The organism is Fictibacillus sp. FJAT-27399 (assembly GCF_001510655.1).
Taxonomy (GTDB): domain Bacteria; phylum Bacillota; class Bacilli; order Bacillales; family Fictibacillaceae; genus Fictibacillus_C; species Fictibacillus_C marinisediminis.
Genome location: NZ_LMVC01000010.1, coordinates 1 through 15,323 on the forward strand (window position 1 = coordinate 1; position 15,323 = coordinate 15,323).

The window sequence follows — 15,323 nt, forward strand, 5'->3', positions numbered from 1 at the left end:
ACTCTCCAATAAAGTGTTTGATATAGCTCTTAAAGTTTAAAAATTGATGGGATTGTAAAATCCCTGACTTACCTGGCTTTTGTTTGGTTTTCAAAGAACATTTTGTGTCAAACTCCAACGCTTAAGTTGTCGTTTGCCGTCGCTCATTGGCGACTTTATTATATTACCATACTGTCACCAGCCTGTCAACATTCTTTTTAAAAAGTTTTTATCAAGTTTGTTGAACATTTTCATAAGCTTTGCAGCGACAGGTAATAATATACCACCTATTTAAACACCTTGCAATACTATTTAAGAAAAAAGTTTCAATTTCGTGTAAAAACATATAAAAACCGCCTGCACACTGCATGCAGGCGGTGTTAAATTCCTTTGTTATTACTTGTCGCTATGGCGCATTTGCGGGAATAACAGTACATCACGGATTGAAGGTGAGTCTGTCAAAAGCATGATAAGGCGATCGATTCCGATCCCCAGGCCGCCGGTAGGAGGCATACCGTACTCAAGTGCTTCTACAAAGTCCTCATCCATCATGTGAGCCTCATCGTTCCCTTGGTCACGCTCTTTGAGCTGTGCTTCAAAACGCTCTCTTTGATCGATTGGATCATTAAGCTCAGAGAATGCGTTAGCGTGCTCACGGCCGACGATAAACAATTCAAATCGGTCAGTGAATCTTTCATCTTCAGGATTCTTCTTAGCAAGCGGAGAGATCTCTACTGGGTGGCCATATACAAATGTAGGCTGAATGAGCGTCTCTTCGACGAAGTGTTCAAAGAACTCGTTCACAATATGCCCATAAGACATGTTTTCTGTCACAGGAACATTATGTTCTTTAGCAAGTGCGAACGCTTCTTCCCTGCTCATCTGCGGCCAGAAGTCTACACCTGTTGCTTCTTTTACTGCTTCAACCATGTGCACGCGTTTCCAGCGCGGTTCGAGGTCAACTTCGTACTCACCGTATTTAACAGTCGTGCTGCCGTGTACTTCTTTAGCAATATGAGCGATAAGATTTTCAGTAAGTTCCATAATATCATGATAATCTGCATAGGCTTCATAAAGTTCGATCATTGTAAATTCAGGATTATGACGAGTAGATACACCTTCGTTTCTGAATACCCGGCCAATCTCATAAACCTTTTCCAAACCGCCGACGATCAGGCGTTTCAAATGAAGCTCGATAGCGATCCGCATGTAAAGCTCCATATCAAGCGCGTTGTGGTGCGTAATGAACGGACGTGCAGATGCACCGCCAGGAATAGAATGCATGGTTGGCGTTTCTACTTCCAAGTAGCCGTGATCATCCAGGTAGCGTCTCATTGAACGGATTATTTTACTGCGGGCGATGAACGTGTCTTTTACTTCAGGGTTCATGATTAAATCTACATAACGCTGGCGATAGCGCTGTTCCACATCTTTAAGGCCGTGGAATTTGTCAGGCAGCGGACGAAGTGATTTCGTAAGCAGCTGAAAGTCTTTCGCTTTTACAGAAAGCTCTCCAACTTTAGTTTTAAAGACCGTACCTGTAATTCCGACAATGTCACCGATATCGATCGTGTTGAACAGCTCATACTGCTCCTCGCCTACTGCATCGGTTCTTACATAGATTTGAATTTGTCCTGTCAGATCCTGAACGTGGGCAAATCCGGCTTTCCCTTTTCCGCGCTTGGTCATGATGCGTCCAGCAATGGTTACTTCAATGCCTTGCTCCTCCAGGTCTTCTTTCGATAGATCCTGATATTGCTCAGTAATATCTGCCGCTGTATGGGTGCGGATATATTTAGTGCCGAACGGATCTTTCCCGCTTTCACGGATGCTGTTCATTTTTTCTCTGCGGACACGCAGCAAATCATTTAATTCTAAATCCTGGCTCATGAAAACTCTCCTACCTTTTGCAATTTTGTATGTTTATGATTTTATATGAAATATGGCCCCCTGGAAGGGAGATGTGAATCTTAGCGTTCAGAGGCTTGCCGATTACCGCTTGGGCCACCGGGGAATCCGCGGCAATTTTAAACTCTCTCGGATCGGCTTCAAATGGATGTACGATCGTATACGTCATCTCATCCTGAAATTCAAGTTCCAGCAATGTGATCGTAGAACCTACTTCCGCCGTTTGTCCGGGCTCTTTTTCACTGGAGAGAATCTGGGCATGGAACAGGACTTGTTCGAGCTGTTTGATCCTCTTGTCTAAAAACAGGCCTTCATCCTCAGTGCGGCAGTGTTCTTTTTCCTCAATTAAACTTCTAAGCTCATGCTTTAGCCTCCTGGTGCCTTCGTTCGTAAGCAAAACCGTTTCATGGTTCATTTGCTTTTCCTCCATATCATTATTAAAAATAATAATTTTGAAAACACCAGGTAGCCTTAATTATTTAGAAAACACAAGTGCAACAAAAGCCAGAATTAGGTTCTGGCTGTTAGTAAGATTCAATAGGGCGATTAACTCAGCTCGCTTTTCCTTGCTGTTTAGCCTCTACTTCTTCAATATAGCCGTAGAGGAGCTTGCTCATTTCATCCCTTGTTGTTTTTGTATTTACTTCGTTTCGAACCGTTCCTGTTTTAGGAAGGCCTTTTAAATACCATGCAGCGTGTTTGCGCATCTCGCGAACGGCCACATCTTCACCTTTGAGGTCAATGAGGCGGTCCATATGAAGCATGCAAATATCGATCTTTTCTCTTGGTGTCGGTTCTGCAGGAATTTCTCCTGTTTCGAGGAACTGAACGGTGCGATAAAGCATCCATGGGTTGCCAAGCGCCGCGCGGCCGATCATAACGCCATCTACACCATAGGTTTCAAGCGCATGTTTGGCATCGTGCGGAGTAGAGATGTCTCCGTTTCCGATTACCGGAATCGAAACATTTTCTTTTACTTGCTTGATAATGTCCCAGTTCGCTTTTCCCTCATACATCTGCACGCGTGTGCGCCCGTGCACAGATACCGCAGCACCGCCGGCACGTTCCACCGCCTGTGCGTTTTGCACAGCGAAAATATGGTCTTCATCCCAGCCGACACGCATTTTTACAGTAACCGGCTTTTGCACAGCATCTACTGTAGCCGCAACCATCTCATAGATTTTGTTTGGGTCTAACAGCCATCTTGCTCCAGCATCACATTTCGTGATCTTAGGCACTGGGCAGCCCATGTTGATATCTATAATATCGGCATTTGTATTTTCATCTACATACTTTGCTGCCGCAACAAGAGATTTGCGTTCTCCTCCAAAGATCTGAAGGCTGAGCGGTTTTTCCCTCTCATCTACATACAGCATTTTTAAAGATCTTTCGTTCTCGTGAAGAATACCTTTATCGCTTACCATTTCGGCACAAACGAGCCCCGCTCCGAAATCTTTGGCGATCAGGCGGAATGCCGGGTTGCAGACACCTGCCATAGGTGCAAGCACAACGGGATTCTTCATGGTAATACCACCGATTTTCAACATTCTTTTCACCTCGCTTATTTATGAACATAGTCTTGCGTTAATTCATCTATAGAAACCTGAAAGATCGTTGCAATCTTAATCATAAGTTCTTCCTTCGGTTTGCGGTTTCCGCGTTCTACTTCTCCAAGTATAGAAACAGAGATCCCCAAGTCCTTCGCAAGGCCTTCTTGTGTATAGCCTTTCAGTTTTCGAAAGGCCCGTATTCTCCTGCCCCACTTTTCCTCTTCCATATATGCACACCTTCTTTATTCTGCAGCTGTCTGAAGACGTCATCCAATGATACGTCTGTATCTGGGAATGTGAGATATGGAGCAATCTCAAACAACGGAATCATCACAAAAGCACGTTCCAGCATACGGGGATGCGGAATGTGCAGCAGTTCTGACTGTATACGTTCACTATTATACAACAAAATGTCAAGGTCGATTGTTCTTGGACCCCATCTGATTTTCCGTATTCTTTCCAGCTGGTTCTCGATTTCCTGGGTTATGCTCAGTAAAGCTTCAGCAGACAAGCTCGTCTGCAGTTTTACCGCCAGATTCAGAAAAGGAGGCTGATCGGTGTAGCCGACTGGTTCTGTTTCATAAAGTGATGATATCTTTTCTACTTTAATAGCGGGATGGTCATTTAATGCATCGATCGCCTTCCGGATATACTCTTCCCGGTTCCCAAGGTTGGAACCAAGCGAAAGGTAAACACTATTCATCAGGCTCTGCTCCGGGTTATCTCTATGGCAACAGAGTCATAATGGCCCGGGATAGGCGGATCCGGTTTAGTAACTTTAACCGTGCATTGCTGAATCAGCGGGTAACTGGAAAGAAGGGAAGAGGCAATACTTTCCGTTACCGTTTCAACCAATTTCTTCGGTTCGCCTTCTACAATTTCTTTTACCGTTGAATAAATGTCACCGTAATTCACCGTTTTTTCAAGGTCATCCGTCGTACCGGCTGCCTGAAGATCCATCTCAAGAATCAGATCGGCGAAAAATCGCTGGCCCAGTTTATTCTCTTCGGGAAAAACACCATGATAGCCATAAAACGAAAGGCCGTTCATATATATTTTATCCAAGCGTCTTCATCCCTTTTCCGAGCATGGCATCCATCATTCTTGCCATGCGGCTCATTTCTTTTACATCATGGACGCGTACAATCGTACATCCCCGTTCAATGCCAAGGCATACTGTGGCGCCTGTTCCTTCCATTCGTTCATCCACCGGAAGATCGAGGGCATTCCCGATCATGGATTTTCTGGATGTTCCTAGGAGTACGGGATATCCCATCACCACGATCTGGTCGAGGTTCCTCATCGTTTCAAGGTTCTGCTCATATGTTTTGGCAAAACCGATTCCAGGATCTAAAATGATGTTCTCCGGTCTCACGCCTTCTTTCGAAACAATGGCGATGCTCTTGTTCAGATCGGCAATGATATCAGGCATCAATTCTGCATAATCACGGTCACTCCGATTATGCATAAGGATGATGGGTACGTTGAGCTTTGCTGCTGTGGAGGCCATCTGTTCATCCGCCTTAGCTCCCCATACATCATTAATGATATGGGCTCCGGCAAGAATGGCTTTTTCAGCGACTTCTGCTTTGTACGTATCGATGGAAATCGGAACGCTTACTTCGCGGGAGACTGCCTCAATTACCGGGACGACACGCCTTAACTCTTCCTCTGCTCCAACCCTCTCACCGCCTGGACGAGTGGATTCTCCCCCGATATCAATAATATCGGCTCCGTCTTCTACCATTTGCTTAGCATGCTCAACTGCTCGTTGAATCGTGTTGTATCTGCCGCCATCAGAAAAGGAATCCGGAGTGGCATTTAATATTCCCATGACATAGGTTTTCTTGGATAGATCCAGCGTGTATGGGCCACAGGATATGAGATGATTAATATTCTTGGCTGTTATTGTCTGTCCCATAATAGGTTCTCCCTTCAAACAGTTCATCAATGCTCCATAGACTTTTGCTGCATGAATGATAAAGAAATAAAAGCGATTGGGCCGTCTGCCCGCCAGCACCCGGAAAGTTCTTTCCCTGAAAGGCGCGAACCGGGACGATTTCCTGAATCGAATTCGTTAAAAAAATCTCGTCCGCATTTTGTACATCAAGGGACGAATATAGACCCTCTTCTGCCTGCATTCCCATCTTGGCCGCACTGGCCATGACGAACTGCCTCGTGATTCCGTTCAGAATTCCTGTATTTACGGAAGGGGTATAAAGTACCCCATCTTTTACCCAAAAAACATTTGAAACGGTTCCTTCGCTGACAAATCCATCTTCTGTCAAAAACAGGCCTTCCTGTTCATGCGGCCTGTTCAACTCCCTTTTACCGAGGATGCTGTTCAAATAATGATGGGACTTCAAGCGGATTCTTCCTTCCGGGGTATTCCGCCTTGTCTGAAGCACGACAAGCTCTTTCTCGTTAAAAGGGCCCTGTTCCGGCAGTGGTTTGCCGTAAATAATGACAGTCGGATTTAAATAAGGGTCTGTCTGCAGGCCGATCTCACCGGCTCCTGCTGATATATTAAAGCGGATATAAGCATTCTTCCATTTGTTCCGCCGCATTAAACGCCTTGTGTCGATCCAGGCTGCCGCACTGTCCAGTTCATGCTTTATATTCAGCTCAACAAGCGCTTCTTTTAAACGCTTCATATGTTCTTCCCAAAGAAATGGATGTCCATTGTAGACTCTGACGGTTTCAAATGCACCAAGGCCATACATATATCCATGATCAAACGGAGAGATAGAAGCTTCATTTTTACTTACAAGTTTTCCATCTATTGAGAGGTACATACCATGTTCCCTTTATTTTTGTATTGATCGATAAAATTCCGCAGCAGCTTTTTGCCTGCTTCTGTCATGATCGACTCAGGGTGAAATTGTACACCTTCTACCGGAAGCGTCTTATGGCGAATGGCCATAATTTCTCCTCCCGGGGTCCATGCTGACACACTGAAACATTCTGGAAGTGTTTCTTTCTTTACAATGAGAGAGTGGTATCTCGTAGCAGTAAATACTTTTTCAAGCCCGCTGAAAATGGTCTTTCCGTCATGTGAAATCTCTGAGGTCTTTCCATGCATCAGGCGTTCGGAGCGAATGACATCTCCTCCAAATACTTGGGCGATGGATTGATGCCCTAGGCATACCCCGAAAATCGGAATCTCACCTGCAAAGTGCTTAATGGCTCCCATGCTGATTCCAGCTTCGTTCGGTGAACAAGGGCCCGGAGAGATCATCAAAAAATCTGGCTGAAGCGCCTCGATTTCTTTGAGAGTGATCTCATCGTTTCTCTTGACGACAAGCTCTTCTCCCAGCTCTCCTAAATATTGTACAAGGTTGTACGTGAATGAATCGTAGTTATCAATCATTAAAATCATTCTCATCTTCCTCCTCTAAGCTCAGCTAAACTAACTCGTACTCGTACTTGCTTTCTTCACTTAATTCTTTGGCCCGCCATAAAGCAGCGGCTTTTTTCAGCGACTCTTTATACTCCGCTTGGGGATCTGAGTCGATAACGATGCCGGCACCAGCCTGTACGTGGGCCATTCCGTCCTTGCAGACCATCGTCCGGATCGCGATATTCAATTCCATGTCACCATCGTATCCAATCCAGCCGATAGAGCCAGTATATACTCCTCTGCGCACAGGCTCAAGCTCTTCAATAATTTCCATTGTGCGTATTTTCGGAGCCCCTGTAATCGTCCCACCTGGAAAAGTGGCTGCAATCAGGTCAAACGCATCGCAGTCTTCACGAAGTGTTCCCCTGACGTTCGAGACAATGTGCATGACGTGGGAGTACTTTTCAATCGTCATAAACTCATCCACTTCAACACTGCCATACTTACTCACTTTGCCCAGGTCGTTTCTTTCCAGGTCAACCAGCATCACATGTTCCGCGCGTTCTTTCTCATTTTCGATCAGTGTTAATGCGAGCTTACGGTCTTCTTCTTCCGTCTTGCCCCTTGAGCGTGTCCCGGCGATCGGGCGGGTACTGATATGTTCTCCCTTTTTTTTCACTAATAATTCAGGTGAACCGCTGACGAGCTGAAAATCAGGAGTATGAAAGTAAGCCATATACGGCGATTGATTAAAACGGCGAAGTTCATTATAAATTTCAAATGGCATCGACAGAAGGGGCTTTGACTGCCGTACAGATAGATTAACCTGAAAGACATCGCCTGCAGCAATATAGTCTTTGACTTGTTTTACTGCCTGCACAAACTTTTCTTCGGACATGGATACCGATTCCGGCAAAAATGAAAAGGGCGCCTTTTCGTTCTTTGCAGAAATGCCGCTGTGATTTGCCGCAGTCCATTCCGCTCGATATTGTTCCAGTCTTAATTCAGCCCTTTTTTTATGCTGTTCTTCATAGTGAAGAATAAGCCATAAACATTCTTCTTCATGGTCATATACGAATACATCATCAAATACCATGAGAGAAACATCCGGAAGTTGAAGATCATCTTCTGCTTTTTGAGGAAGCTTCTCAATCTCCCTGGCCACATCATAACTAAAATATCCGATAGCTCCCCCGTTAAAATCAGGAAGCCCTGCCGGAACATCGCACTTAAACAAACTAAGCCAATCTTTAATGATCGGAAGGAGTTTTCCTTCTCTCGTGGTATTGCTGCCTTTATATTCAATAGAAACTTTATTGTTTTTACCTACAATATAAGCAACTGGAGTAAGGCCCATGATACTGTATTTTCCGCTCCGTCCGCTTTCAAGGAGAACGTGGTTTTCTTCACTGCCCGAAAGGCTCCTATAACGGCTGAACCATTCGCTTTTGGCTAGGGGAATTTTTTCAAAGATGATTTGTCGTTCTTCACAAATTGGGTAAGGCACACCTGTCACGCTCCTGATCTTTCTTATGGATACTATTGTAACTGATGCAGTGATTAATGTGGGGATAAAAATCCAATTACTTTTGAGAACAGCTCAAGCGCCCTGCTAATGGGCGCTAGAGCTAGACCATACTCCCATGCATAGAAAAAGCTGACAAAATTGTCAGCTTCATCTCTTGTTATTCTGTTTCATCAAATTGATATAGCGGTGTGCTCAAATACCGTTCACCATTACTCGGAATGATGGCGAGCACTTTTTTGCCTTTGCCCAGCTTCTCAGCCACTTTAAGAGCAGCAGCGATAGCAGCTCCTGAGGAGATCCCGCCAAGGATTCCTTCTTCTTTAGCCGCACGGCGTGCAAATTCAAAAGCTTCATCATTTGTAATCTGGATAACTTCATCATATACAGACGTATTTAAGATTTCCGGAACAAATCCGGCGCCAATCCCCTGAATCTTATGAGGACCGGGCTTTCCGCCTGACAGTACAGGAGAATCAGATGGTTCAACGGCGTATACTCGAATATCAGGATAAGCTTCTTTCAGCACTTCCCCAGCACCGGTGATGGTTCCGCCTGTACCGATTCCTGAAATGAAACCGTCCAGTCCGTCCGGAAATTGTTCAAGAATTTCTTTCCCAGTTGTTTGCCGATGGATCTCCGGGTTCGCTTCATTGTTGAACTGTTGTGCCAAGAAATAGCCGTGTTCTTTTGATAAAGCTTCCGCCTTGCGGATTGCTCCGCCCATTCCTTCAGCGCCAGGTGTCAGAACAAGCTCCGCTCCATAAGCGCGCAGCAGATTTCTTCGCTCCAAGCTCATCGTGTCCGGCATGACAAGAACAGCCTTATAGCCTTTAGCTGCTGCTACCATTGCAAGCCCGATACCCGTGTTCCCGCTTGTAGGTTCAATAAGCGTATCGCCTGCTTTAAGTTTGCCGTCTGCTTCCGCTTTTTCAATCATAGCCAAAGCAATGCGGTCTTTAACACTGCTTCCCGGGTTCATGAATTCCAGTTTCAAATACACGTCTGCATGAGTATCATTTGTAATACGATTGAGTTTAACAACAGGTGTCTGTCCAATAAGCTCTGTAATTGAATTTGCTATTCTTGCCAACCTTATCACTCTCCTAATTCCGAGTAAATACATTGGTTTAAGTTTAACAACAGTACGAATCGTCTGTCAATTCATATGCATTGCTTTAGACCTGACCCAAAGCATTCTAAGTTTGATCGATTTTCTTTAAATTTATCTGCTTTCGTTATAAAGCTCTTCCAGTTCATCCTCTGCAAATAAGTAAGTTTCATTGCAGAAATGGCAGTGGGCTTCAGCCTGCCCTTCGTCTTCAATAATTGAACGGATTTCCTCTCTTCCCAATGACACAAGTGCATTGGCAATGCGGTCCCGTGAACATGTGCACTGGAAGGAAACCGGCATCTTATCCAGTATTTTTACATTTTCTTTCCCAAGCAGTTCAAACAGGATCTCTTCTGGGGTGAGGCCTTTTTCAACTAATTTAGAGATCGGAGGAATAGCAGAAATCCGCTCTTCCAAAAGATCAATAATTGTATCTGATGCATTTGGCAGCACCTGGATCACAAATCCTCCTGCAGCAAGAATGCTGTTATCCGGGTTAACGAGAACACCTACACCCACTGATGAAGGCACTTGTTCAGAGGCTGCGAAATAATAAGTAAAATCATCGCCGATCTCCCCGGATACAAGCGGAACCTGGCCGGTGAAGTTATCACGCAGACCAAGATCTTTCACTACTGATAAAAATCCATTTTTACCCACGGCACGTGCAACATCTAATTTTCCGTGCTGGTTCAAATCAAAATGGACTTGCGGGTTCGTTACATATCCTCTTGTATGACCGCTTGGTGCAGCGTCTACAACAATAGCACCAATGGGGCCTCCGCCTTCAATCTTTACCGTCATCTTGTGCTTATCACTTTTAAGCATGGATGCCATCATAGTGCTCGCCATCATCGAACGGCCTAAAGCTGCTGAAGCCGTCGGCCAGGTTTGGTGCCTGTGCTGCGCTTCACCCACCATTTCACTACCGCTCATAGCGTACGCGCGTATCTGCCCGTCAAAGGCCAGCGCCTTTATTAAATAATCCGACATATTTATCACCTGTCCTCATGTATTAACTCAGTAGTTCTCGTTCATTTCCGATTGTTTTTTAAGTAGATCAGCTGCAGGCCCTTTAAGGTTAAATAAGGATCAACCACATCGATCAGCTCGCATTCCTCTGCGATCAGACCTGCCATTCCTCCAGTGGCCACTACTTTTGGACTCGTTTTCTCCTGAGCTTTTATCCTTTTAACAATACCCTCAACCTGTCCAACATATCCAAATAAAAGTCCTGACTGCATGGCACTTACCGTATTTTTTCCAATAATGTTCTCAGGTTTGGCAAACTCTATTCTCGGAAGTTTCGCCGCATTTTTATAGAGGCCTTCTGTCGCTACATTAATTCCCGGGGCAATTGCGCCCCCCATATAATGGCCCGCCTCATTGATGTAGCAATATGTCGTGGCCGTACCAAAGTCAACGATAATGAGCGGTTTACCGTAATTGTGAATCGCTGCAACGGCGTTAACAATCCGGTCAGCCCCCACTTCTCTTGGATTTTCATATTTTATATTCAAACCGGTCTTTATGCCAGGCCCGATCACCAGCGGTTTTTTATGAAAAAATTTGAGGCACATCCGCTCAAGCGTCGCCATAATGTGAGGCACAACAGATGAGATAATAATCCCTTCAACTTCTTTTCTTTCAATCTCCGCATTCTGAAACAGGCTGAGAATCAGCATTCCGTATTCATCTTCTGTTTTTTCTCTGGAAGTACTGACCCTCCAATGATGTTTCAGATCATCTCCGTCATACATACCCAGTACGATATTCGTATTCCCTACGTCAAAAACAAAGATCATGGAAATGCCTCGCTTACTTTTAATTTGATTTTTTACTTTTAAAAAGGATGCCTCTGAGTTAGAGGCATCCTTCGTTTTAATCTTCCTTGCGTTCTTCTTCGTCTTTTTTATGAATTGTAACCTTTACATCATTTTCCGGAGAAGAAATGACTTTACGCTCAGGAAGCTGTCCTGTTTTTACAAGCTCCTTAATTTGCTCTTCATCCAATGTTTCTACATTGAGAAGAGTTTGAGCGATGATTTCAAGCTTTTCATTATGCTCTGTAAGGATTTGTTTACAGCGCTGGTAAGAAGTTTTAATGATATTTTGGATTTCCATGTCGATTTCATGGGCAATGGCATCACTGTAGTTTTGCTCATTGTTGAAATCGCGTCCAAGGAATACCTGTCCGCCAGAGCTTGAGCCAAATTGCATCGGTCCAAGTCTGTCACTCATCCCGAACTCCGTAACCATGCGGCGGGCAATGCCTGTAGCACGCTGGAAGTCATTGTGAGCACCTGTGCTGACTTCATTAAAGGTAATCTCTTCGGCAACACGTCCGCCAAGGAGACCGACGATCTTATCAAGCAGTTCCGGTTTTGTCATGAAGTACCGGTCTTCTTTTGGAAGCATAACGGTGTATCCGCCTGCCTGGCCGCGAGGCACTACTGTTACTTTATGAACCGTATCTGCCCCTTCCAGCACTAGACCGATGACGGTATGCCCGGCTTCATGGTAGGCCACGATATTCTTTTCTTTTTGTGAGATAACCCTGCTTTTCTTCGCAGGACCCGCGATGACTCGGTCAATCGCCTCATCCACATCGTCCATGTTAATCTTCTTCTTGTTTTGCCGCGCTGCCACAAGAGCTGCTTCATTCAGCAGGTTCTCAAGATCGGCACCGGAGAAACCAGGAGTCCGCATGGCAATGGTTTTCAAGTTTACTTCTTCACTTAATGGCTTATTGCGTGCATGTACACCCAGCACTTCTTCTCTTCCTTTTACATCAGGGCGGTTTACCGTAATCTGACGGTCAAATCGTCCCGGACGAAGAAGAGCAGGGTCAAGAATATCCGGACGGTTGGTCGCAGCAATGATAATGATTCCTTCATTAGCTCCGAATCCATCCATTTCAACGAGTAACTGGTTAAGCGTCTGTTCCCGCTCATCATGTCCGCCGCCAAGACCGGCACCGCGCTGGCGTCCGACTGCATCGATCTCATCGATAAAGATGATACACGGTGCATTCTTTTTAGCGTTTTCAAACAGGTCACGTACACGTGATGCACCGACCCCAACGAACATCTCAACAAAATCAGAACCTGAAATCGAGAAGAAAGGAACTCCCGCTTCCCCTGCAACCGCACGGGCAAGCAACGTTTTACCAGTACCTGGAGGTCCTACTAAGAGAACCCCTTTTGGAATACGGGCTCCTAATGCAGCAAATTTTCGTGGATCTTTTAAGAATTCGACCACTTCAACAAGTTCCTGCTTTTCTTCGTCCGCTCCGGCAACGTCTTTGAACGTCACTTTTTTCTTTTCTTCGTTATAGAGCTTGGCTTTACTCTTACCAAAGTTCATCACTCGGCTTCCGCCGCCCTGAGCTTGGTTGAGCAAGAAGAAGAACAGGATGAAAATAATGACAAACGGAATAATGGATGTAAAGAACGTAACCCAACCGCTCGTCTGCTCTTCTGGTTTAATGTCAACGTTAGATGTTTTAGCTAGCTGGTTAAGCTGTTTGATGGATTCTTCAGAGTCTGGTGTATATGTTTCAAACACTTCACCCTGTTTCGCATTCTCCAGCTTTCCTCTAACAACATAAACGCCGCCTTCAGGCTGGTACTCAATGCTTTTTACGCGCCCATCCTGAATGTAATTCGTTAATTGGTCATAACGAATTTTCTTCACTTCATTGTTGGTTCCGTTAAAAAAGCTGACGACACCAACTACAACTAAAAAGATTAACAAGTAAAATATGGTGTTCCGGAAGATCCGATTCATTCCTTACCTCCTCAACGACAATGAGACGATGAAATACATTTATTATTGCATGTTAACAAATAAACAGGATTACTTTTCGTATACTTCAGGCTTCAGAACCCCGATATAAGGAAGGTTGCGATAGCGCTCAATATAGTCCAGGCCGTAACCGACAACAAACGCATCCGGTACGATAAAACCTGTAAGATCCGGTTTGATATCCACTTTTCTGCCAGTCGGTTTATCCAGCAGAGTAACAATTTTGACCGAATTGGCGTTACGGGTTTTGAAAAGCTGAACAAGATAACTTAACGTCAGACCGCTGTCTATAATATCTTCGACAATGATGACATCTCGTCCTTCAAGAGATGTATCCAGGTCCTTAATTATTTTAACTTCCCCTGAAGAAACAGTGGATGTTCCATAGCTTGAAACAGCCATGAGGTCAATCTCAAGGTGGATGTCCATCCGTTTGATAAGATCCGCCATAAAAGGAAGGGCTCCTTTTAATACTCCGACAACAAGCGGAAATCGATCTTGATAATCCTCTGATAATTGCTTTCCGAGATCCTTGATCTTTTCCTGGAGAACTTCCTCGGAAATTAATACTTCTTTAATTTCATCATGCATGCTGCTTTGGCCTCCTAGACGTCCTGGCAGAAATTTTGAAACTGTAAGACTAACCATTGCTTAGGTTTGCTTGAGTGTGGAACGGGGGCGTGCTTTATACCCGGAATCCAGATAATGTTACCCCTCCCATCTTGCAGGACGGGCCATACATCGCGTTTCTCCCTCTCAAGCTTTTGGTCGATAAATATATCTTTGACCTTCCGAGTTCCGCTTACCCCTTGAATGGCCATCCGGTCACCGGGTTTGCGGCTCCTCGCAATGATTGGCAAACTTACACTTTTAACATCACATACAAAAACATCTTTTCCCTTTTTTCCATCCGGATACTCTTCTTTATACTCAGCGGTGATGAAACCTACAGGAAGTTCGAGCGTTCCTGGCACTTTCAATTCCATTTGATAGCCTTCCTGCTTTTCGGCTTCCCCAAACGCCAGCCTGCACCGGTCATAGGAACGGATTACCTGCAAACCATGGGGAAAATCCAGCCTTCCAGATGGATGTTCGCTTCCGAGCAAAGTTAAAAAGCTTTCCTTATGTAGTGAGGAAAGAGATGAAGGTGTTTGCTTATATAGATAGTTTAATATTAGTGTAATCGCCCTTTTTTGTAAAGGAATAGGCATGTTGAGAAATTTAGCAGCCGAAACTTCAATCAACGATGCTTTTTTCACTGTTACAACAGCTTCCAGGCTTCTTTTTGCCTGTTCCAATAAATACGTTTCATCCTCATAAAAAGTTTCACTTATTTGCTGAAATCGAAGATGAACATTCGGATTTTCTTTTTTAAGAAAAGGCAGCACATGATGCCTGAAGCGGTTTCTTACATAGTCATCCGCCTCATTGCTCGGATCCCTTCTCGGAAAAATCGTATGTACTTTACAATAATGCTCTATTTCGTCCTTCGTTATTCCTAAAAAAGGACGAATAATACATCGGCCTTCAAAAGAGCGTTTCGCTTGCATACCGCCAAGCGCGGTTCCTGAGCTTCCCCTTGTCATCCGCATCAGAATGGTCTCCGTCTGGTCATCTCCATGGTGAGCCAATGCGAGTGAATCGGCATTATGCCTTGCCATGACTTCAGCATAAAATGCATACCGGCATTCTCTCGCAGCCAATTGAGTGCTCGTCACTTGATTCTCCTTTTTATAGGAATCCACATCCACACGTTTGCCCTCAAACTGAATATCATGCTCTCGGCAGTAGGACTGCACGTACAAAAGGTCTTCTTCCGACTCTCTGCCCCGCAGCATGTGGTCGGCATGGGCAGCAATAATGTTCAGCTCATCCCCCTTTCTGCGGTTCCAAAGATAATGAAGCAATGCCATGGAATCAGGGCCGCCTGATACACCAACAACGATTGTCTGTCCCCGGCGAATCAGCTGATGCTTTTTAATAAATTGTTCGACTGCCTGAAGCATTCCCTTCTCTCCTTATCCTATGCGGCTCAACCTTGCCTTCGTCCATTTTTTCATGAACAGCCTCTCGGGTAGTATACCAAAAACAAGGATGTCC

16 protein-coding genes are annotated in these 15,323 nt (G+C 44.8%); all 16 read right to left on the reverse strand.

The genetic code is table 11. The features are described from left to right. Positions 1–375: 375 nt before the first annotated feature. Complete coding sequence (gene lysS / locus AR335_RS22310) at positions 376–1,869, reverse strand: lysine--tRNA ligase (protein ID WP_062240291.1); 1,494 nt, start codon at positions 1,867–1,869, stop codon at positions 376–378. Between the two features lie 10 nt (positions 1,870–1,879). Further along, on the reverse strand, positions 1,880–2,302 hold the full coding sequence (locus AR335_RS22315) for a GreA/GreB family elongation factor (protein ID WP_062240294.1): 423 nt from the start codon (positions 2,300–2,302) through the stop codon (positions 1,880–1,882). Positions 2,303–2,438: 136 nt separating this feature from the next. Then, positions 2,439–3,434 carry a tRNA dihydrouridine synthase DusB gene (gene dusB, locus AR335_RS22320; protein WP_062240299.1) on the reverse strand — a complete coding sequence of 332 codons (996 nt, stop codon included), beginning with the start codon at positions 3,432–3,434 and terminating at the stop codon, positions 2,439–2,441. A 14-nt stretch (positions 3,435–3,448) separates the two neighbouring features. After that, on the reverse strand, positions 3,449–3,664 hold the full coding sequence (locus AR335_RS22325; protein ID WP_062240301.1) for a helix-turn-helix domain-containing protein: 216 nt from the start codon (positions 3,662–3,664) through the stop codon (positions 3,449–3,451). After that, on the reverse strand, positions 3,616–4,143 hold the full coding sequence (folK, locus tag AR335_RS22330; RefSeq protein WP_062240304.1) for a 2-amino-4-hydroxy-6-hydroxymethyldihydropteridine diphosphokinase: 528 nt from the start codon (positions 4,141–4,143) through the stop codon (positions 3,616–3,618). Before folK ends, AR335_RS22325 begins: the two co-directional genes overlap by 49 nt. Further along, entirely contained in the window at positions 4,140–4,502 is a 363-nt protein-coding gene (folB, locus tag AR335_RS22335) for a dihydroneopterin aldolase (protein ID WP_053356235.1), read from the reverse strand. Before folB ends, folK begins: the two co-directional genes overlap by 4 nt. Beyond that, the gene (gene folP / locus AR335_RS22340) at positions 4,495–5,358 is read right to left on the reverse strand and encodes a dihydropteroate synthase (protein ID WP_156419135.1); all 864 of its coding nucleotides are present in this window, start codon (positions 5,356–5,358) and stop codon (positions 4,495–4,497) included. The genes folB and folP overlap by 8 nt, the downstream gene beginning before the upstream one ends. Then, positions 5,327–6,232: an aminodeoxychorismate lyase gene (gene pabC / locus AR335_RS22345; RefSeq protein WP_062240309.1), complete on the reverse strand. Its 906-nt coding sequence runs from the start codon at positions 6,230–6,232 to the stop codon at positions 5,327–5,329. The genes folP and pabC overlap by 32 nt, the downstream gene beginning before the upstream one ends. Then, a complete protein-coding gene (gene pabA, locus AR335_RS22350) occupies positions 6,217–6,816 on the reverse strand; it encodes an aminodeoxychorismate/anthranilate synthase component II (RefSeq protein ID WP_062240312.1) in 600 nt (199 codons plus the stop codon). The genes pabC and pabA overlap by 16 nt, the downstream gene beginning before the upstream one ends. A 25-nt stretch (positions 6,817–6,841) precedes the next feature. Then, the gene (gene pabB / locus AR335_RS22355) at positions 6,842–8,284 is read right to left on the reverse strand and encodes an aminodeoxychorismate synthase, component I (RefSeq protein ID WP_304438391.1); all 1,443 of its coding nucleotides are present in this window, start codon (positions 8,282–8,284) and stop codon (positions 6,842–6,844) included. A gap of 178 nt (positions 8,285–8,462) precedes the next feature. After that, entirely contained in the window at positions 8,463–9,395 is a 933-nt protein-coding gene (gene cysK, locus AR335_RS22360) for a cysteine synthase A (protein WP_062240314.1), read from the reverse strand. A gap of 132 nt (positions 9,396–9,527) precedes the next feature. Beyond that, on the reverse strand, positions 9,528–10,409 hold the full coding sequence (gene hslO, locus AR335_RS22365) for an Hsp33 family molecular chaperone HslO (RefSeq protein WP_062240317.1): 882 nt from the start codon (positions 10,407–10,409) through the stop codon (positions 9,528–9,530). A 41-nt stretch (positions 10,410–10,450) separates the two neighbouring features. After that, positions 10,451–11,221 (reverse strand): type III pantothenate kinase, encoded by a 771-nt coding sequence (locus AR335_RS22370; RefSeq protein ID WP_062240320.1) that lies wholly within the window; start codon positions 11,219–11,221, stop codon positions 10,451–10,453. 76 nt (positions 11,222–11,297) lie between these two features. Next, positions 11,298–13,205, reverse strand: coding sequence for an ATP-dependent zinc metalloprotease FtsH (gene ftsH / locus AR335_RS22375; RefSeq protein WP_062240323.1), 1,908 nt, complete (start codon positions 13,203–13,205; stop codon positions 11,298–11,300). Positions 13,206–13,274: 69 nt separating this feature from the next. Continuing rightward, on the reverse strand, positions 13,275–13,814 hold the full coding sequence (gene hpt / locus AR335_RS22380; RefSeq protein WP_053356243.1) for a hypoxanthine phosphoribosyltransferase: 540 nt from the start codon (positions 13,812–13,814) through the stop codon (positions 13,275–13,277). A gap of 14 nt (positions 13,815–13,828) precedes the next feature. Then, positions 13,829–15,229 carry a tRNA lysidine(34) synthetase TilS gene (gene tilS, locus AR335_RS22385; protein WP_062240325.1) on the reverse strand — a complete coding sequence of 467 codons (1,401 nt, stop codon included), beginning with the start codon at positions 15,227–15,229 and terminating at the stop codon, positions 13,829–13,831. Positions 15,230–15,323: the final 94 nt, after the last annotated feature.